The following is a 20,305-nucleotide window of genomic DNA, read 5'->3' as shown; positions in this document are numbered from 1 at the left end:
GGAAATCGATTAAAATCGGCGCATCTGCATCTCAGATGCTTATTTCACAACACGACAGCCAGGATTGGATACGCAATTGCCCACTGCCGCTCTGGATACCAGCCAGTTACAGAATTGGCTAGCCGCCGTCGCCCGTAAAGACGCGCAGGCATTTAAATCTCTGTATGACGCCACTTCGGCGAAACTGTTTGGCTTCGCGCTGCGTATATTAGTTAAGCGTGAGTTGGCAGAAGAGGTTTTACAAGAGAGTTTTGTCAACATCTGGAATAACGCAGGCAGTTATCAGGCCGGTCTGGCAGCGCCCATGACCTGGATGACAACTATCGTCCGCAATCGCGCTTTCGATCTCTTGCGTCGTGTCGATCACGATGTGGAAATTGATGCTGATAATTTTGATATGGAAATCATGCAAGCCATGGAAAGCAGTGAACCGACGCCAGCGCAGACGCTGGAATTGACACAGGATGCCAAGGCACTGGCTTCCTGCATGTCACGTCTGGAAGGTTTGCACAGACAGGCGATGGCGATGGCGTTTTTCCATGATTTGTCACATAGCGAAGTGGCGGAACATATGAAGCTGCCCATAGGGACGGTAAAAACCTGGATCAGACGCGGACTCGACAAGTTGCGCACCTGCCTCACTCGTCTGGAGGCATAATGAATTTGCAGCAAATCAAAAATAATCCGGGCCTGCAAGAAAAACTGGCTTCTGAATATGTGCTGGGAACCCTGCGTGGTGGTGCCCGTCGTCGCTTTGAAGTCTGGCTGAAACAGGATGCAGCCTTGCGCCAGGTAGTGGGGCAATGGGAAGCGCATCTGGTGCCCATGGCTGAATTTGCACCCGCAGTCGCAGCACCGGCAAGCATCTGGCCCGCGCTGGAAAAACGCCTGAACCTGAACATCACCAAAGACCCATGGGCGTACTGGCGTAACTGGGGCAAATTGCGTGAAGACCTGGCTTTCTGGCGCGGCCTGGGCATGTTCTCGACCACTCTTGCGGTGGTCTTGATATCTGTCATGCTCAACAAGCAGGTAGACCAGCCAGCAGCGCCACAAACTGATTATGTGGCGACCTTGTCGGATGAAAAAGCACAGGCTATAGCCGTCATTACCGGTGACAGCAAACGCGGCCAGTTGCAGATACGCATGGTAACAGCGCAAAACATCGCCGCCGACAAGAGCCTGGAGCTATGGGCAGTCGGCAAGGATGGCAAAGTCAAGTCGCTGGGTCTGGTAGCGGACAAGGGCATCATCACCCTGCCCATGCCAGCCAACATGACCGCCGACAGCGTGCCTTTGCTGGCAGTCACGCTGGAACCAAAAGGTGGTTCGGGCAACCCTGAAAAACCATCGGGACCGATTATATTCAAGGGTAATTGGGTGCAGATTTAAGAACGGGGCTGTCGACACGGCAATGCTCCAGCGGCGTTCGTTGTATGCCGTACGTTGATTAAGAGATTGCCCTTCGTGGACACAAGCCGGGCCGAGACCCGGCTTGTGTCCACGAAGGGCAACCGCTTTAATAACGACTCAAGCATGCAACGAACGCCACCGGAACGCCAGCCCGGTGGCCTCCAGCCTGTGCTGGAGCGACGATAATTAGAACACGGTGATTTAAATCCTGGCTGGCAACAAGGTTCCCACTACCTCACCAAACCCAATCCGCGCACAACCTTCTTTCTGTGCCCAGCCGCGCATCACAATGGCATCCCCATCTTCCATGAAGATACGCTGTTCACCATTTGCCAAAGTCAGCGCTTTTTTTCCCCCTTCAGTCAATTCCAGCAGGGAGCCGGCCTCTTCTGCCAAGGGACCAGATTGCGTACCCGAACCCAGCAAATCACCAGGATTGAGATTGCAGCCATTAACCGTGTGATGGGTAATGAGTTGCGCCACAGTCCAGTATGAATGGCGGAAATTCGACAGCGACAAACGTTCGGCAGATGCGCCTGCTGTACGCATCTTTTCTGTCTGCAACAAGACTTCCAGTTGTATATCGAAGGCACCGCTGTCACGTAAACCCGGTGCGTCCAGGTAGGCCATCGGTTGCGGATCTTCGGCATCGCGCGTCCATGCATGGCGATAAGGTGCCAGCGCTTCCAGTGTCACTACCCAGGGCGAAACGGTGGAGGCAAAATTCTTGGCCAGGAAAGGGCCAAGCGGCTGGTATTCCCACGCCTGCACATCACGCGCCGACCAGTCATTCAACAGGCACAGGCCAAATACATGGGATTCGGCCTTCTCCATACTGATGACATCACCCAGGGCATTACCAGGGCCGACGAAGATACCGATTTCCATTTCATAATCCATGCGCCTGGCAGGACCAAACACCGGTGTCTCGGAAGTAGGCGGTTTGGTCTGGCCGACAGGGCGGCGGAATTGCTGGCCGGATACGCCGATGGATGAAGCGCGACCATGGTAGCCGATAGGCACCCACTTGTAGTTCGGCAACAAAGGATTATCCGGGCGGAATAATTTGCCGACAGCCGTTGCATGATGAACGGACGTATAAAAGTCAGTGTAATCACCAATCTGCGCCGGCAAGGCAAATTCTGCCGCGCTTTGCGCCAGCAGGCAGGCTTGCAATGCACCTTGCAGGCCTGCGCCTTCACGCAAGACACGCGACAACGCCAGACGCAATGCGGACCATACTGGTGCACCCAGTGCCATCAGGGCATTCAGGTTACTGGCATTGACCGCATTGGTGAAATGCCCGCCCTGCAATTCGGTGTAACCGGCAAAGGCATGGGTGGCATGGGCCGCGGCCAGATCGAGTATCTGGTCACCGATGGCAATGCCTATGCGATAAGACTGGTTGCTGCCCTGCCGACGAAATACGCTATACGGCAGGTTTTGCAAGGGGAAATCCGTGTCAGCCTGGTTGGCGGAGGCGACCCAGCTGCGCAAGCCTACATCATGGGTTTCGTTAAGTTGTACCGTCATTTATTTTTGCTCCGGATTAAAATTTTTCTTGATACCTTGCCAGCACTGGTAATAGTCAGCCTGCAGTTGTGCGGCTTCCATCGCCGCACGCGTTGGTTTGATGATAGTACGCGTTTCTATCATGAAGGCCATCGTATCATCGACTTTATGTGGCTGGCTGGTATCTGCTGATGATGCCTTGTCAAAGGTCGGCGCATCCGGACCATGGCCGCTCATGCAATTATGCAGGCTGGCACCTCCAGGGCGAAAGCCGGTCGACTTGGCATCATACTGACCATGGATCAGTCCCATAAATTCACTGGCGATATTGCGGTGGAACCAGGGTGGGCGGAAGGTGTTTTCTGCTGCCAGCCAGCGTGGCGGGAAAATCACAAAGTCTATGCTATCCACACCGGGCGTATCGCTGGCTGCCTGCAAAACCAGGAAGATGGAAGGATCAGGATGATCGTAGCTGATAGAACCTATGGTGTTGAAATGGCGCAAGTCATATTTGTAAGGCGCGAAATTGCCATGCCAGGCGACGACATCCAGGGGGGAATGGCCTATTTTTGCCGACCACAAATTGCCGCTGAACTTGGCCAGCAATTCAAAATCACCTTCTTTATCTTCATACCAGGCAAGCGGTATCTGGAAATCACGTGGATTGGCCAGACCGTTAGAGCCGATGACACCCAGGTCAGGCAACTTGAATATGGAACCAAAGTTTTCGCAGACATAACCACGAGCCTCGCCATCTGGCAGATGGACCTGGAAGCGCACCCCACGCGGTATCACGGCGATTTCTTGCGGTTCTATGTCGAGCAAACCCATTTCGGTGCGGAGATGCAAACGACCTTGCTGAGGGATCACGAGCAATTCAGCATCGGCATTGTAATAAAACCGCGTCGTCATATCACGGTTGGCGGTGTAGATATGGATCGCGCAACCATTCTGCACATCGGCCGAACCGTTGCCAGCCATGGTCATCCAGCCATCGATGAAGTCTGTCGCTGCAGTCGGCATGGGCATGGGATCCCAGCGCAATTGATTCGGTGTACTTGGCATCGTGCCAAAATCATTGGTCATACGACCGTTGCCGGTTTGCTGAAAAGGCTGGTGCATGGCTGCCGGGCGTATGCGGTAAAACCAGGAGCGGCGATTCGCATGGCGCGGCGCAGTGAAGGCCGTGCCAGAGATTTGTTCGGCATACAGACCATAAGCACATTTTTGCGGGGAATTCTGGCTCTTGGGCAAGGCTTCTGGCAGTGCCTCGGTGGCAAATTCATTTGCAAAGCCGGTCTGATAGTGAAGTTGAACTTCTTTTGCGTCGTGCCTGCTCATGTCGGTTCCTGCCATGTGAATGTAATCAGAGCCTGACTTTAATGCAAAGCTTGTCGTTTTACGATATAAATACAAAAATGTACTACATTCATTAAATCAATAGTACTGCGCAATAGTACTGGACAATAGTACTAGACAATCATACTGGAATATTATGCTGGAACCCAAAGACATAGACCTGAACTTGCTGGTGGTGTTCCAGGAAGTCTATCAAGACCGCCAGATATCTTCTGTGGCCCGCAAGCTGAACCTGTCGCAGCCCGCAGTAAGCAATGCCCTGGCCAGGTTGCGGCGCTGTTTTGATGATGAACTGTTTGTACGGACGGCAACAGGCATGCAACCCACGGCACTGGCAGAACAATTGGCAGAACCCGTGGCGCTGGCCCTGACGCATATCACCCAGGCGCTGAACCGCCAAGAAAACTTCGACCCCGCCAGCAGCAAGCGCCACTTCACCATCGCCATGACCGATGTTGGCGAAGTGTATTTCATGCCTATCCTGGCGGAACACCTGCATACCCAGGCACCGCATGTACAACTATCGACAGTGCGAGCCAGTGATATCGACTTGAAAACGGAAATGGAATCAGGCCGGGTTGATCTGGCCATAGGCGCTTTTGACCATTTGTCAGATGCCTGGTATCAGCGCCGCCTGTTCCGGCAAAACTATGTCTGCATGTTCCGGCAAAGCCACCCGCTGGCGGCAGACAAGCTGGACATGAAGGATTTTCTGGCCGCACGCCATTTGATTGTTGCATCCAGGGAAAACCCGTATGCAAAAGTCAATCAAAGCCTGGAAAAGGCTGGCATCAGCGCCGCCAGCCATTTGCGTGTGCCACATTTTGTGGCCGTTCCGTATATTGTCAGTTGCAATGACTTGCTGGTAACGGTGCCGCAAAAGCTGGCCGAACGCGCTGCCGCCCCCTTTGGTTTGCGCTATGTCAAATCGCCGCTGCGTTTACCTGCCCTGCAAACCCATATGTTCTGGCACCGTCGCTACAATCAGGATGCAGGCAACCAATGGGTGCGCAGTCTGATATCTGATCAATTCCTTGAGTAAATAGGTGGTTTTCGGGCAAATATCATGAGTGATGCTGAAAATCCTTCATCGTAAGTCTGAAAGCTTTTCCGCCATGGCATTCTGCTTATCCTCTACACTTGCCGTATTGTTCAATTAGCCGGAGTAACCCCCATGCCCGTCATTACCTGTGTAGAAGACCTGCGCCTGCTCGCCAAAAAGCGCGTACCCAAAGCTTTTTATGATTACGCCGACAGCGGCTCTTACACGGAATCGACTTACAAAGCCAATACCAGCGACCTGGCTGCCATCAAATTAAGGCAGCGCGTCGCCATCAATGTTGAACACCGCTCTACCCGCACCACCATGATAGGCCAGGAAGTCAGCATGCCGGTGGCGATAGCACCAACTGGTTTGACAGGCATGCAATGGGCCAATGGTGAAATGCTGGGTGCGATTGCGGCAGAAAAATTCGGCATCCCGTTCACGCTGTCCACCATGAGTATATGCTCGATAGAAGATGTGGCCAGTGTGACCACCAAGCCTTTCTGGTTCCAGCTGTATGTCATGCGTGACCGTGGTTTTGTGAAAGAGATGATACAGCGCGCCAAGGATGCAAAATGTTCGGCCCTGGTATTGACGCTGGATTTGCAGATACTGGGGCAGCGCCATAAAGACATGAAAAACGGCATGTCGGTACCGCCAAAACTGACACTGGCGAATATCCTTGATCTGGCCACCAAGCCGGCCTGGGCCCTGCGTGCACTGTCTGGCCGCAAAACCTTTGGCAACCTGGTCGGTCATGTCAAGGGTGGCGACGGCATACTGACGCTCAGTCAATGGACCGCCAGCCAGTTCGACCCCACCCTGAGCTGGGACGACGTTGCCTGGATCAAGAAGGAATGGGGCGGCAAGCTGATACTGAAGGGCATACTGGATGTCGAAGACGCAAAGCTGGCGGTAGCCGCCGGTGCCGACGCCATCGTCGTCAGCAACCATGGTGGCCGTCAACTTGATGGTGCCATGTCATCGATACAGGCACTGCCAGCAATTGTCGATGCCGTCGGCCATCAGACCGAAGTCTGGTTTGACGGTGGCATACGTACCGGACAAGACATACTGAAGGCCACCGCGCTGGGTGCCAAAGGCAGCATGGTGGGCCGCGCCTTTTTATATGGCCTGGGTGCCATGGGCGAAGCCGGCGTCACCAAGATGCTGGAAATCTTGCAGAAGGAACTGGATGTCAGCATGGCATTGACCGGTACCAAGGATATTCGTGAAGTGAATACCTCGAACATTATCCGGACTTAGACCAGGGTCCTGGACTAAGGTAGGAAGCAACAGAGGCAGGAATACAGACAGCAACAAAACTGAAGCGTGCATGCCAGCGTTGTTTGGCATGCACGCTTCAATTTTTATACCGGGGAAATATCACCTCAAACAGTGTTCCCAACCCCTGACTGCCAGTCAATACCTTGATCTCGGCCCTATGGTCTTTTGCGATATCCCTGACGATGGCCAGTCCCAGGCCACTGCCGTTTGACTGATCGCTGATGCGATAAAAACGGTTGAATATCAATTCCTGATCTGAGGGCGCAATGCCAGGGCCAGAATCATCGACCTTCAACACCACACTATCTTCCAGGCTCAGGCAACTGACGGTAACAGTCCCGCGCGCAGGCGTATAACGAATCGCGTTATCGATCAGATTATCAATCAGGTCGCGCAACAAAAAGCGATTCCCCATGATATTGCCAGGGGATAAATCAAAGCCCAGATCAATATTTTTCTTGTCGGCTTCTTCAATGAAATGCTGTATCGCCTCTTCCACCAGCTTGTCCAGCGCCACCTTCTCCAGATAGGCTTCAATAAACTGGCTTGGTTCAGCCCTGGCCAGTGACAGAAACTGATTGGTCTGGCGTATCAGCCGTTCGCTGGAGGACAGCATCAACTCGATGGAGCGACTGGTTTCTTCATCGGCTACGTAACGCTGCTGCAACCATTCGATCTGCATTTTCAAGCCAGCCAATGGGGTCCTCAACTGATGCGCCACATTCGCGACAAAATCACGCTGCGCAGCGGCACCTACCTGTACTTTGGTCAACAAATCATTCAGCGCCAAGACCAGGGGCTGTAATTCCAGTGCGTTGTGATTGACGTCGATCAGGGATAAATCGTCATAGCTGCGCGAATCGAGGTCGGAGCGCATTTTCTTCAAGGGCAACAAGCCTTTTGAAACCGCAAACCAGACGATGAGGACGGACATGACTGCCAGCAAGCCTTCCATTAGCAGCAGGGTAGTAAAAATCTCAGAACGGATATTGTTCCTGCGCCTCAAGGTCTCACCTACACCGATGAAGACTGGCTTGCCATCGACCATGGCCTTGAGCGAAATGACGCGTATCCCGCCGCCGCGCATCATGCTGTCGTAGGCCAGGGGGTCATTCAATTGTGCAGAAGTACGTAAGGACGGAAAATCAGCATCACCGGCGATAGGTTTCCCGGCAGCATTCCTGACGATGAAATAGATAGGGTCAAAATGGCCAACACGCAGTACCTGTTCGGCCTGCGGCGGCAAATCGATGGCGACATCGGCGCTTGCCAGTTTCAGCCTCGGCACCAATGCCCAGGCCGTGTCTGTCAGACCTTCATCAAAGGCGGCATTGGCAGGCGCCCAGGCGAGGCGATAGATCAGAATGGCACCAAGGATGTTGGTGATCAACAAGGGTGCAATCAGCCATTTCAGCAGGCGCAGACGTATGCTGGCATTGATCAACTTGCTTTCTCCAGCATGTAGCCAAAACCCCTGATAGTCCTGATGGTGACACCGGCATCCAGTATCTTGCTGCGTATCCTTGAAACATAGACTTCAACTGCATTCAGCGTAATATCTTCCCCCCAGGGCAGGATGGCATCAATGATTTGCTGCTTGGACACCACACGGGCGACCTGCTGCATCAGGTATTCCAGCACAGCCCATTCACGTACTGACAATTCAATTGTCTGACCATTCACACGCGCACGCTTGGCCGTCTGGTCCAGGGTCAATCCCGCCAGTTGCAGGGCTGTTGCTTCTGGCGCACTGCGCCTGACCAGGGCCTTGATACGTGCCACCAGTTCCGGCGTGGCAAAAGGTTTGACCAGATAATCGTCTGCCCCCAGTTCCAGCCCGTGCACACGGTCCTGGATGGAATCTCTTGCTGTCAGTAGCAATACCGGCAAATTAGCATTGTGGCTACGCAAACGCCTGACAACCTCAAAGCCATCAATGCCGGGAATGCCAATATCGAGCACCATCACTGAGATTTCCGAACGCTGCAATGCCGTCAGTGCATCGTGACCATTGTGGACGACGTCAATCACCATACCGTGCGCTTTGAGATTTTTGGAGATGCCATCCGCAATCACGGTGTCATCTTCAACCAACAAGACATGCATAGAATATCCAGATGAGCCTATGAACAACTTGCGTATTTTACTCTTTTGCCCCTGCTCCATGCCTCTTCCGCGCTATTTTTCATTGTCAGCTTATTGTCAGCCTCCTGTCATGTTGACGACAGAATGCCTTGCTATCCTGCCCAGAAATTTGTAATTGACTATTTGCTGCGGCAAACACCTGAAGCTCTTCTGTCAGGTGAATTCCCTTGAGGTGGAAATGAATAAGAACAATACCCGTCTGCATACGCTAGGCGTACTGCTTGTCCCAATCTGCGTGAGCATGCTGCTGTCCGGCTGCAACAAGGCAGAGAAAAAAGAAGTGGCAGATGAAGCCAGGCTGCCCCTGGTCAGGGAAGCGGCAGGGATACGCCTGCCTGAGGCATCGCCCTTACGGAAATCCATTGTGGTCGCCGCCGTCACCGAACAGTCGGTAGAACGGGCCATCATCATTCCCGGTGCGATAGAGCTGGATGCGGCAACGTCCATCAAGATAGTCCCCCCGGTAGCAGGACGCATACTGCAGCTGAACAAACGCCTGGGCGACAAAGTCAACGCGGGTGATGTGCTGTTTTCTATAGATTCTGCCGATATTGCAACGGCCTACAGCGATGCCAGCAAGGCGCAAAGTGCACTTTTATTGGCAAAACGCAACTTGCAGCGCCAGAAAGATCTGGTGGATGCCGAGATTGCTGCACGTAAAGATTACGAACAGGCAGAAGCAGATTATGCACAGGCCAGCTCGGAAGTGGGCCGCACCAAGGCGCGCCTGGCACAACTCGGTGTCAGCCAGGATAGCGGAGCCGGTCACCACTACCAGTTACGTTCGCCAATTGCCGGACGGGTCATTGAATTAAGCGCGGCGCAAGGTGGTTTCTGGAATGATACCAACGCCCCCTTGATGACCGTGGCTGACTTGTCAACTGTCTGGATGACTGCCAATGTTGCCGAAAAAGACCTGTCACTGATATTTGTTGGACAAGCTGCCAAAATTACCCTGAATGCCTATGACAATGAAGTCTTCGAAGGCAAGATACGCTATGTCGGTGATGTCATCGACGCAGATACCCGCAGCGTCAAGGTCAGAATTGCCATTGACAACAAGTCGGGACGTTTTAAACCTGGCATGTATGCCAAGGTCAATCTCAGCGGCCAGGCCCATCAGGCACCTGCCATTCCTGCGTCAGCTGTGGTACAGAATGGTTTCAATACCCGTGTGTTTGTAGAAAAAACACCATGGGTGTTTGAGCCGCGCATCGTCAAGACCGGCGCGCAAGTGGGCGATAAACTGGAAATCCTGTCCGGCCTGAAAGCGGGTGAGCGCATCGTCATCAAAGAGGGAGTGCTCCTCAATGATTGAACATATCGTCAAAGTCAGTTTTGCCCGGCGCGGCATCGTCTGGCTGGTCTTTATCCTGGTCGCCATGTATGGCATCTACTGCTGGAATCAGTTGCCGCTGGAAGCTTATCCGGATATCGCCGATACCACTTCACAGGTGGTGACACAGATCAGTGGCCTGGCAGCTGAAGAAGTTGAAAAACAGATCACGATACCGCTGGAACGCGAAATCATGGGTACGCCGGGCATGCATGTGATGCGCTCCAAGAGCACTTTCGGCCTGTCCCTGATCACGGTCGTGTTCCAGGATGGTACGGAAGATTACTGGTCACGCCAGCGTTTGCAGGAACGCATCAGCGCCGTTACCCTGCCGTATGGCGCGCAGCCTGGCCTTGATCCGCTGACATCACCCATAGGTGAAATATATCGCTACACGCTGGAATCCAAGAGCCGTGACCTGCGTGAATTGTCCGAACTCCAGTTCTGGAAGGTGATTCCGCGTCTGAAACAGGTAGCCGGTGTGGCAGATGTCACCAATTTTGGCGGCATCACCACCCAGTTCCTGCTGGAATTTGAACCCGAAAAACTCAGCAAATATAACCTGAGTCTGGCACAAATCACGCAAGCCATCAATGCCAATAACGCCAGTGCTGGCGGCAGCATACTGACACGTGGGCAGCAAGGTTTTGTCGTGCGCGGCATAGGCCTGATCAGTGGTCTGGATGATCTGGGCAATATCATGATCACGCAAAAAAATGGCGTGCCGGTCTTGCTGAAAGACCTTGGTGAAGTGAAGCTGGGCAATCAGGAACGCAGCGGCATACTCGGCAAGAATGACAATCCTGATACGGTAGAGGGCATCACTTTGCTGCTGAAAGGCCAAAATCCGTCCAAGGTGCTGGAAGGCGTGCATGCCGCAGTAAAGGACTTGAATGAGAATATCCTGCCCAAGGATGTCAGGGTCGTGCCTTACCTGGACCGCACCATGCTGGTGGAAGCGACCCTGCACACGGTAGGCAGAACCCTGCTGGAAGGCATGGTATTGGTGACGCTGGTGTTACTGCTTTTCCTCGGTAGCCCGCGTGCTGCGCTGATTGTTGCGGTGACGATACCCATGTCTTTGCTGACCGCGTTCATTTTCATGCACCACTTCAAGATACCGGCCAATTTGCTGTCGCTGGGTTCCATCGACTTCGGTATCGTGGTAGATGGTGCGATTGTGGTCATGGAGCAGATATTGCGCAAGTTTGAAGAAGATGGCGGCAAGCCGCTGACGGCCAAAAATGTCATGACGGCAGCCCTGCAAGTCAGCAAACCCATCTTTTTCGGCATGGTCGTGATTATCACTGCCTACCTGCCACTGTTCATGTTTCAGCGCATTGAGTACAAGTTATTTTCACCAATGGCATTTGCGATAGGCTTTGCCCTGTTTGGTGCGCTGGTGGTCTCGCTGGTGCTGATACCCGGGCTGGCCTATGAAGCGTATAAAAGGCCACGCAAGGTATTCCATAATCCGGTACTGGAAAAATTTGCTTCCATCTATAAACCAGGTCTGGAAAAAGTGGTCAACTCACCCCGTTTGACGATTGCTGCCTTTATCCTGGCCTTTGCTGCCGTAATAAGTCTGGGTGCCAGCATAGGCCGTGATTTCCTCCCTACCCTGGATGAGGGTTCGATCTGGCTGCAAGTCACCCTGCCACCCGGGATTTCGCTGGAAAAAGCTGGCAGCATGTCTGATGAACTCAGGAAAGCCACCCTGGAGTTCGAGGAAGTATCCGCCATCGTCACGCAACTGGGACGCAATGATGAAGGTACGGACCCATGGACACCTTCCCACATCGAGGTCAGCGTCACCCTGCACCCGTATGACACCTGGAAATCTGGCTTGAGCAAGCAGGAACTCATAGAAAAAATGGCGCAGCGCTTTGAGAAACTGCCCGGCACCCATGTCGGTTTTACACAACCCATGATCGATGGTGTGCTGGACAAGCTTGCCGGTGCCCATAGTGATCTGGTAGCCAAAGTCTATGGCAATGATTTCAAGGAATCACGCCGTATTGCCAGGGAAGTGGAAAACACGCTGAAAGCGGTACCCGGTGCAGAAAATGTCATTATCGAACAGGAACCACCCTTGCCCCAGATCCGCATCGAGGTGGATCGTGCGGCATCTGCCAGATATGGCATTAATGTCGCTGACATTACGGATCTGATAGGGACAGGAATAGGAGGCAAGCCGATTGCCCAGTTGTTTATTGATGAACGTCACTATGATATCGGTGTGCGTTTCAATAAGGAATCCCGCAATACCCCGGACGCCCTGGCCAACCTGATGCTGACCTCATCCAGCGGTGCCAGGATCCCGCTGGCGCAGGTAGCCAGCATACGTCTGGATGATGGCGAAAGCACCATCACGCGTGAAATGGGAAAACGTCACCTGACTGTAGGGCTTGGATTGAAAGGGCGCGATCTTGCTTCTTTCCTGGATGACGCCAGGGAACAGGTGGAATCCAAAGTCAACTACGATCATTCCAAATTCCAGATTACCTGGGGTGGCCAGTTTGAAAATCAGCAACGTGCCCAGGCCAGGCTGGCGGTGATTTTACCTGTCGTGGTGGCGCTGATGTTCATTCTGCTGTTTGGACAATTCAGGAACCTGCGTCAACCGGCGCTGATACTGATGGCCGTACCACTCGGTGCCATCGGTGGCTTGTGTGCCCTGCATTTGCGTGGCATGACGCTGAATGTGTCGAGTGCGGTTGGCTTTATCGCCCTGTTTGGGGTTGCCGTGATGGATGGGATTTTGATGGTGTCGAATCTGAATCGCCTGCGCGCCGAAGGCAAATTGTCATTGCGGGATGTGGTTCTGCAAGGCGCACGCGAGCGCTTCCGTCCGGTATTGATGACCGCCAGCGTTGCTGCCCTGGGCTTGCTGCCTGCCGCCATCGCCCACGGCCTGGGTAGTGATGTGCAGCGTCCGCTGGCCACGGTCGTGGTCGGTGGTTTGATCACGGCAACCGGCCTGACTTTGGTATGGCTACCAGGTCTCTACTACCTGATAGAAAAATATATGGAAAACAAAAACAATAAAGCTGCTGTGCACCACGATGCCAGCGTAGCAGATGCAGTGTAAGGAATGATCATGCAAAAAACTAAGATTCAGCCGGTTCGCGTACGCCCGCTCATGTCCTGCTTGTTACTCATGTTGTTGCAGCATTCACTTGTTCATGCACAGGCGAATATGCAGACAGATACGGTTAGCATGCAGCAATACCTGGCTGCTGTAGAAAACAATAGTCTGGATTTGCAGGCGCAGCAAGAACTCATAGCAAGTGCGAAGGCTGGTATTTCAATTGCTGGTGTGCGACCAGACCCACAATTGACTGCCGGTATTGATTCCAAGGAATTGTATGCCCCAAACAAACCCAATACCGCCACCACGTCGATAGCCGGTATCGCCATTACTTTGGAAACAGCCAACAAGAGGGGTGCGAGGATACAGGCCGCAGAAAGCAATGTGCGCCTGACCGAGGCCGGTGTCTCGGCCTACCGGCGGCAACTATTGAGCGATGCCTCCAATGCATTTATAGAAGCCTGCCGTTCTGCAATGTCGCTGGCACGCCGGGATAGCAGCCTGAATGCCATGCGCGATATTGTGAAGATGAATGAAACACGCTTTAAAACAGGAGACATAGGCAAGCTGGAATTGGTGCAATCAAAAGTCGAAGCTGATCGTTTTTCCATGGATGTCACCAGCGCCCGTGCTGATACCATCAACGCCGAGGCACAATTATCGAATTTTCTGGGGAAAAATTACCATGAAATTTTTGCAGACAGGAAAACAGATTGCAGCAGCCAGGATGACATGACGGCAGACCTCGCCACCCTGACCCGGCAAGCCATGGAAAAACGGGAAGACATACAACTGGCGCGCTCGGCCAGCGAGAATGCCAAGGACAATATAGAACTGGCAAAAGCCAATCGCTGGATTGACCCCGTGGTCAATCTTGGTATCAAGAATACGCCCAGAGTCAACGCGATACAGAATGCCAGTGGCATGGTGACGAATTCGCCGGCTGAACGATCGAACGCGCTCAGCCTGACTGTCACGATTCCGATTCCTTTTTCACGCACACAAAGCGGTGAATTAAGCCAGGCACAATCGGCGCTGACACAGGCGCAATTGCAATTACGTTCAACCCTGATGAAAGCAGAAACCGAGGTAAGGAGTAGCTATCTGCAATATCAGGCTGCCTTGCAAAATATCAAAAACTACAAAGAACACGTACTGGATGATTCCGAGCGGCTGTTACAGGGTGTGCGTACCAGCTATCGCAAAGGAGCGGCCTCCATGCTGGAACTCTTGAATGCCCAGCGCAATGCTGACGAAATTTATCAAGCCTATCTGCAGGCAGAAGCCACTCTGGCGATTGCCAGGATCAAGCTGCAGCAAAGCACAGCCTACCAGCCGAAATAATCCGCCAGCCTTGAATCGCCAAAAAAACTTGCATTGATACGGTACCACCTGGCCCGTTCTTGCGCAGCAGGTAAAAAAATAAAAAAGCATAGGCGAACCCATGCTTTTTTACTTCATTTTTGGAAACCTGGCCCATGCATCCTCATGGGCCATTGATGCACATTGATGCACATTGATGCAGCTTAATTTTCTACTTAAGCGACCTGACGTTGTAACTGATTTTGCGACTCTACCAGTTGCAGATTATCGGCATCAATCAGGATGCGGCGTGGTTTGTGTGCTTCTGGAATTTCACGCACCAGTTCGATATTCAGCAAGCCATTGTCCAGACGGGCGCTGATGACTTTGACGTGGTCGGCCAGGCGGAAACGGTGTTCAAAATCACGTGAGGCAATGCCACGGTGCAGGAAGTTGCGTGTGCCTTCGGCTTTTTGACGGCGACCGACGATTTTCAGAGTGTCACGTTCGGTTTCGATGTCAATTTCGCTGCGGTCAAAGCCTGCGACTGCCATGGTGATCGCATATTTATCTTCTGCAATCAGTTCGATATTGTAAGGGGGATAGCTGGGTGCGGTTTCAGCACGTTGAGCATCATCAAATAACTGGGCCAGGCGGTCAAAACCGATAGCGGAACGATACAGAGGAGCGAAGTCAAAATTGCGCATGATAATATCCTTTTAAATTGAAGCGATATAAATTAAATGTTTAGAAACTATTTTTAAAACGGTTACTTCTGGACTGCTGTAGCAAACCTCCTGTTCGAGCATCTGCTGAGTAGAAAATGGCGCTGAGCCAAATAGTTTCAAGACCCCGATATCAAATTTTTTTTGCTTCAATAAAATCAACAATAAACCGACTGTTCTCACCAGCAACACTTGCAACAGTTTTAAGGAAACACGCATGGCCAAGCTCTACTTCAGATATTCAGCAATGAACGCAGGAAAATCCACGGCACTTTTACAAGTAGCCCACAACTATGAAGAACAAGGACAAAAGGTCCGCCTGTACACGGCAGCCATAGACAATCGTTACGGTGCCGGCAAAGTCACTTCACGGCTGGGGCCGCAACGACAGGCTGAAGTCTTCGATCCGCATTTTGATTTTCTGGCAGAAATACCGAAGGTCAGTTGCGTATTGGTGGATGAAGCACAATTCCTGTCCGCCGACCAGGTCAGGCAATTACATCAACTGGCGCAAGTACGTGGTGTGCCGGTCATCTGCTATGGCTTGCGCAGTGATTTTCTGGGTGAACCTTTCGCCGGTTCAAGCTATCTGCTGGCGCTGGCCGATGACATCGAAGAATTGAAAAACATCTGTGGCTGCGGGAAAAAAGCCACGATGAATATTCGCGTCGATGCCAACGGCAAGCGCATGAAAACCGGCGAACAGATTGATATTGGTGGCAATGAACGCTATCAGCACGTGTGTGGGCGCTGCTTCTACGCCGGTTAAATCCGGACTCACGTAAAGCCGCCCTGGCTGCGTTGCATTGGCTGGTCTAAACGCAAAAGAGCAGGCTCAGGAGCCTGCTCTTTTGTATCTGAAAAACTGTTTCAGAGCACCTTCAAGAACTCGGTCAGATCGACAATCTCCTGTGGCGTCAATCCGATATTGAAACGCTTGTCATAGAATTTCACGACATCGGTCAGCTCTACCATGCCGCCATTATGGAAGTAAGGTGAACGTGCTTCGATGGCGCGCAGGCTGGGTACTTTGAAGCGGCCGATATCCTGCCATTTGCCTGTATTCATGGCCCTGCCGGGATCGGTGGTTTCCATGATTTCACCTGTCAGTTTATTTCTCAGCGTGTACAGGGGCATATCTGGTGTGCGCAGGCTGGCGTCGGATACGCCAGTATTGAACAGCCGTGGCACAGAATGCGAACCGACATTCCCTACGCTATGGCAACTGGTACATGTTGCCCTTTGCAAGGCCACCCGCAACTCGCCATTGAAACCGGCAACACCAGTGACATTGAAGGGTTTGTTGTTAAAAATCTGCTCGCCTCTGGCGACGGATGCCCTGGCAATATTGATGGCTGATGGTGGCTGTCCTGGCTGGCCCGGCTGCCCTGCCCGTCCCGGACCAGGCGGGATTGGTGGGGTCGGCCTGTCGAGGCCACGCCATGCGGTAAACATGGCCATGACATTGCGATCAAATGGCGCACCACTCACATAGTCGCCCGCATCGATATCATTGATCCCAAAATAAAAATTATTCTTTGCCAGTTCAAGCGGACCGCCTTTGGCACCAGCATCAGTCAGGTTGCCGGCGGCCAGGCTGGTGATCTGTGCGGTGAACAAGGTCTTTTCAAAATCCACGATGCTGCGCTGTTCAGCCGCGGTCAGGCCCTGAGCCGCTTGCGCATGACCGGTCACGGCACTGTTTGACTGATGCAGCAGATCAAAATCGGTAGTCGCAAAACATTGCAGGGGGCGGCTATTGCGTATGCACAGATTAGATCGTGCGTCGGTGAAAGTTTCGCGCGCATCCCACATCACGGTACTGAGGAATTTCAGGTTGGTGGTTGGCATGGGGCGACGGAATAGCGACAATTCCTTGGTACTGGCATAACCATAGGGGTCATCCACCTTAAGTAAAGTAAATTCTGCATCGGCAGGAATAGCCAGGCCCACCCTAATAAGACCCTTGGTCAACAACATGCTATATGCCAGACGTTTTTGGTCTATGGTGGTGGCCAGGGCAGTGGGAGAATTCGCGCCGTCATTCAAGGCGAAAACCGGATCACTGCCACTGGTTTGGGTAAATCTTTCCTGCAAATTATCTGGACGCATGCTCCAGCCCTGGCTTTCCTGATGACAGCTGGCGCAACTGCGACCATTACCGAAGGCTTTGAAGAAGGCATTGTTCTTGTCTATGCTGCCGGTAGTCGATACGGTCAATGCCGCGCCCTCTCCATTGGCGAGAGGTACCAGTGAAGGCGGTTCAACCGGCGTGGCAGGTGCGGGAGCAGGTGCAGGTGCCGCCAGCGCAGTTGTGGTGCTGACTGGCGGCACTGCCTGCGGACCGGTAGTCGATCCCGTGCTGGCAGTGCCGGTATCACCACCGCAGCCAGCCAGATTGAATGCCAAGAGTATGGCAATGGATAGTTGCACTCTGCGACGGATGTCGTGCAGGTGCAATACCGCGCCTGATGCCGTATTTGATACTGTCCGTGATTTCATTTTGAAGTCCTCCTTCGAGTTGGTTTTTTTACTCAGGGAGCCTGGCATTCTCTGCACGAAGTTCTGAGACTGGAGACAGGATGAAACCCGAATATGGAGAAAAAATGAAGATAGGGAGGTTTTTTTTGAAGACAAAAAAATAAAACCACAGCAAATATTTATTCGCAGAATGACTTGTTTACTTCATGATTGCTCCATAATTGACTGGCAATATGGCAAATTGATACCATTCTCAGCAAGGTTGTTACCGCATGCGTCTGACCATAGCCCGCAAATTAGCCCTGGCCATTACTGCCATTGTGATCATCAGCATAGGTACACTGGCCTGGGTGACCAGTCAGAATTTGAAGAGTGGCTTCATTGCGTATCTGAGCGACCTGGAAAAACAGGACCTGGTCCGGCTCAGCAATATGCTGGCCGAAGATTACCGGCAATACGGCAATTTCGACCGTTTCCAGACGGACCGCCGCCCCATGCGGGATTTGCTGGATCAGTTGCGCAGCAAGCCGCGCCCTGAAAATGAAGACCCACAGTCTCCCCCGCCCAGACGGCGTCAGGCAGTTGAAGACGATGACAGACCGCCTCCACCACCGCCAGTCAGGTCCGGGGAAACACCACCGCCAGCACCACCAACACGGGATACCGGCACACCACCAGAGCAAAGACCACCCGTTGATCCCATGCGGTTTGGACAACGCCTGTCACTCATAGACAAAAATGGCCATGCGCTGATTGGCCCTGCCGATGCACCGGGAAGCGTACAAGCCATTATGCTGGGGCCAGAAAAAGTTGGCAGCCTGCGGCTGGCACCTTTAAGACAACTATCGAATGCCAGCGCCATCGATTTTGTCAGTGTGCAGATACGCCACACCTTGTTGCTGGCAGGCGCGCTGATACTGGTTGCAGTCGGGTTTTCATTATGGCTGGCCAGGCATTTATTGCGACCGTTGAAATCCCTGCATGCAGTGACAGCACGCATTTCCAAGGGACAGTTTCAGGCCAGGGCCGACATCATCAGCCAGGATGAGCTGGGTGACCTGGCGCAGGATATCAATATCATGGCCCAAAACCTGGAAAGAAATGAGGCACAAAGAAGCCGGATGCTGGCAGATATATCGCATGAATTGCGAACCCCGCTGACGGTGATACAGGGGGAGATAGAAGCCCTGATCGATGGCATACGCAACATCTCGCCCGCCGCATTGGAATCCCTGCACGCCGAAGTGCGGCATCTGAACAAGCTGGTGGATGATATACGTCAGTTGACCCTGGCCGATGCCGGTGACCTGCATTATCAATTCCAGGCCATGGATTTGCGCCCCTTGCTGCAGGATATGTTGCAACGCTTTGCCTTGCGCATCGAGCAGGCTGGCTTGCGCCTTGAAAGCCATCTGGGCGAGATGCCAGCCTGGGTCAATGCCGATGGTGGCCGCCTGACTCAGGTGCTGGGCAATTTGCTGGAAAACAGCATACGCTATACCGATAGTGGCGGCGTGATCTTGTGTACACTGACACGCAATGCTGGCATGCTGGAACTGCGGCTGGAAGACAGTGCACCCGGTGTTCCTGACGCCAGCCACGCTTTGCTGTTTGATCGCCTGTACCGGGCGGACAGTGCACGCAGTCGCGCCAACGGTGGTAGCGGCCTGGGCCTGGCTATCTGCAAAGTCATCGTGGAAGCGCATGGTGGTTTGATCAGCGCCATCCCTTCAGCCCTGGGTGGAGTAAAAATAACCGTACAATTGCCCTACATCAGCCCCAGGAACCTATAGGACATCAACATGGACAGCGGTGCCCGCATACTCATCGTTGAAGATGACCAGAAGATCGCCGCCCTGCTCAAGGATTATTTGCTGGCCGCCGGTTATCAGGTCAGCCATGAAGCAAATGGCAGGCTGGCGCTGGCGCAGCTCAGGCTGTCGCAACCTGACCTGATCTTGCTCGACCTGATGTTGCCTGAACTTGACGGCATCAGCATCTGCCGGGAAGTACGTCTGTTCAGCCAGGTACCCATCATCATGCTGACCGCCAGGGTGGAAGAAGTAGACCGCCTGCTCGGTCTGGATACCGGGGCGGATGACTATGTCTGCAAACCCTTCAGCCCTCGTGAAGTGGTGGCGCGCGCCAAGGTTCATTTACGCCGCAGCATGGGCAGCCAGCATGCTACGGGGCCATCCCGCTTTATCATCGATAAACAGCAATTGCGTATACTGGTAGATGCCCAGCCTTTGAATCTGACACCGGTAGAATTCCGCCTGCTGTCCGAATTTATCAGTCATCCTGAACGGGTATTTTCACGTCAGCAATTACTCGATTTTGCGCATGAAGACCAGCGTGATATCAATGACAGGACCGTGGACACGCATATCAAGAACATACGCAAAAAGATACAGGGCAAATTGCCAGGCAATGAATGCCTGCATTCTGTCTATGGCGTCGGCTATCGCTTTGAATTGCCATAGCAGGCCATACAATCAAACCAAGCGGCGTTTTGCAAAACCAAAACACCGCTTTCCTGCACGATGCACAAGGCGAGTAAGGGATTGATTATTTTGACCCGAGATAGCATCCCAACCATCCTGCATCAG

17 protein-coding genes are annotated in these 20,305 nt (G+C 52.9%); 10 read left to right on the top strand and 7 right to left on the bottom strand.

The window, feature by feature from the left end:
- Nucleotides 1–76 precede the first annotated feature (76 nt).
- Together ACO0K9_RS09885 and ACO0K9_RS09880 are read left to right on the top strand one after the other, a co-directional pair.
- Nucleotides 77–658: a sigma-70 family RNA polymerase sigma factor gene (locus tag ACO0K9_RS09885; RefSeq protein WP_422984319.1), complete on the top strand. Its 582-nt coding sequence runs from the start codon at nt 77–79 to the stop codon at nt 656–658.
- Nucleotides 658–1,392, top strand: a complete 735-nt coding sequence (locus ACO0K9_RS09880) for an anti-sigma factor (protein WP_422984317.1) — start codon at nt 658–660, stop codon at nt 1,390–1,392. The genes ACO0K9_RS09885 and ACO0K9_RS09880 overlap by 1 nt, the downstream gene beginning before the upstream one ends.
- A 222-nt stretch (nt 1,393–1,614) precedes the next feature.
- Here ACO0K9_RS09880 and fahA read toward each other — a convergent pair whose 3' ends face one another.
- Nucleotides 1,615–2,946 carry a fumarylacetoacetase gene (gene fahA / locus ACO0K9_RS09875; RefSeq protein WP_422984315.1) on the bottom strand — a complete coding sequence of 444 codons (1,332 nt, stop codon included), beginning with the start codon at nt 2,944–2,946 and terminating at the stop codon, nt 1,615–1,617.
- Nucleotides 2,947–4,266 (bottom strand): homogentisate 1,2-dioxygenase, encoded by a 1,320-nt coding sequence (gene hmgA, locus ACO0K9_RS09870; RefSeq protein WP_422984313.1) that lies wholly within the window; start codon nt 4,264–4,266, stop codon nt 2,947–2,949.
- A gap of 154 nt (nt 4,267–4,420) precedes the next feature.
- On the opposite strand from hmgA, the gene ACO0K9_RS09865 reads away from it, so the two are divergent.
- Both ACO0K9_RS09865 and ACO0K9_RS09860 read left to right on the top strand, forming a co-directional pair.
- Complete coding sequence (locus tag ACO0K9_RS09865; RefSeq protein ID WP_422984311.1) at nt 4,421–5,326, top strand: LysR family transcriptional regulator; 906 nt, start codon at nt 4,421–4,423, stop codon at nt 5,324–5,326.
- A gap of 132 nt (nt 5,327–5,458) precedes the next feature.
- Nucleotides 5,459–6,595, top strand: a complete 1,137-nt coding sequence (locus ACO0K9_RS09860) for an alpha-hydroxy acid oxidase (protein ID WP_422984309.1) — start codon at nt 5,459–5,461, stop codon at nt 6,593–6,595.
- Between the two features lie 97 nt (nt 6,596–6,692).
- Here ACO0K9_RS09860 and ACO0K9_RS09855 read toward each other — a convergent pair whose 3' ends face one another.
- Nucleotides 6,693–8,060 carry a sensor histidine kinase N-terminal domain-containing protein gene (locus ACO0K9_RS09855; protein WP_422984307.1) on the bottom strand — a complete coding sequence of 456 codons (1,368 nt, stop codon included), beginning with the start codon at nt 8,058–8,060 and terminating at the stop codon, nt 6,693–6,695.
- Nucleotides 8,057–8,722, bottom strand: coding sequence for a response regulator transcription factor (locus tag ACO0K9_RS09850; RefSeq protein ID WP_422984305.1), 666 nt, complete (start codon nt 8,720–8,722; stop codon nt 8,057–8,059). The genes ACO0K9_RS09855 and ACO0K9_RS09850 overlap by 4 nt, the downstream gene beginning before the upstream one ends.
- Nucleotides 8,723–8,939: 217 nt before the next feature.
- On the opposite strand from ACO0K9_RS09850, the gene ACO0K9_RS09845 reads away from it, so the two are divergent.
- The 3 genes from ACO0K9_RS09845 to ACO0K9_RS09835 are packed head-to-tail and all read left to right on the top strand — an operon-like array spanning nt 8,940 to nt 14,532.
- On the top strand, nt 8,940–10,079 hold the full coding sequence (locus ACO0K9_RS09845; protein ID WP_422984303.1) for an efflux RND transporter periplasmic adaptor subunit: 1,140 nt from the start codon (nt 8,940–8,942) through the stop codon (nt 10,077–10,079).
- On the top strand, nt 10,072–13,188 hold the full coding sequence (locus tag ACO0K9_RS09840; RefSeq protein ID WP_422984301.1) for an efflux RND transporter permease subunit: 3,117 nt from the start codon (nt 10,072–10,074) through the stop codon (nt 13,186–13,188). Before ACO0K9_RS09845 ends, ACO0K9_RS09840 begins: the two co-directional genes overlap by 8 nt.
- 9 nt (nt 13,189–13,197) lie before the next feature.
- Entirely contained in the window at nt 13,198–14,532 is a 1,335-nt protein-coding gene (locus tag ACO0K9_RS09835) for a TolC family protein (RefSeq protein ID WP_422984299.1), read from the top strand.
- Between the two features lie 194 nt (nt 14,533–14,726).
- Here ACO0K9_RS09835 and ACO0K9_RS09830 read toward each other — a convergent pair whose 3' ends face one another.
- On the bottom strand, nt 14,727–15,197 hold the full coding sequence (locus ACO0K9_RS09830; protein WP_422984297.1) for an Hsp20 family protein: 471 nt from the start codon (nt 15,195–15,197) through the stop codon (nt 14,727–14,729).
- A 12-nt stretch (nt 15,198–15,209) separates the two neighbouring features.
- Nucleotides 15,210–15,434, bottom strand: coding sequence for a hypothetical protein (locus ACO0K9_RS09825; protein ID WP_422984295.1), 225 nt, complete (start codon nt 15,432–15,434; stop codon nt 15,210–15,212).
- On the opposite strand from ACO0K9_RS09825, the gene ACO0K9_RS09820 reads away from it, so the two are divergent.
- Nucleotides 15,433–15,984, top strand: a complete 552-nt coding sequence (locus ACO0K9_RS09820; RefSeq protein WP_422984293.1) for a thymidine kinase — start codon at nt 15,433–15,435, stop codon at nt 15,982–15,984. The genes ACO0K9_RS09825 and ACO0K9_RS09820 overlap by 2 nt on opposite strands.
- Nucleotides 15,985–16,085: 101 nt before the next feature.
- Here the strand turns inward: ACO0K9_RS09820 and ACO0K9_RS09815 are convergent, their stop codons facing one another.
- Nucleotides 16,086–17,717 (bottom strand): cytochrome C, encoded by a 1,632-nt coding sequence (locus tag ACO0K9_RS09815; protein WP_422984291.1) that lies wholly within the window; start codon nt 17,715–17,717, stop codon nt 16,086–16,088.
- Nucleotides 17,718–17,968: 251 nt separating this feature from the next.
- Between ACO0K9_RS09815 and ACO0K9_RS09810 the strand changes: the two genes are divergently transcribed.
- Together ACO0K9_RS09810 and ACO0K9_RS09805 are read left to right on the top strand one after the other, a co-directional pair.
- Nucleotides 17,969–19,489, top strand: coding sequence for an ATP-binding protein (locus ACO0K9_RS09810; RefSeq protein WP_422984289.1), 1,521 nt, complete (start codon nt 17,969–17,971; stop codon nt 19,487–19,489).
- Between the two features lie 9 nt (nt 19,490–19,498).
- Nucleotides 19,499–20,179: a response regulator gene (locus ACO0K9_RS09805; RefSeq protein WP_422984287.1), complete on the top strand. Its 681-nt coding sequence runs from the start codon at nt 19,499–19,501 to the stop codon at nt 20,177–20,179.
- The last annotated feature ends 126 nt before the right edge of the window (nt 20,180–20,305 follow it).

The organism is Undibacterium sp. Ji50W (assembly GCF_049340445.1).
GTDB lineage: Bacteria > Pseudomonadota > Gammaproteobacteria > Burkholderiales > Burkholderiaceae_D > Undibacterium.
The sequence above is the reverse complement of the archived record's forward strand: the minus strand, read 5'-3'. Positions and strand labels throughout refer to the sequence as shown.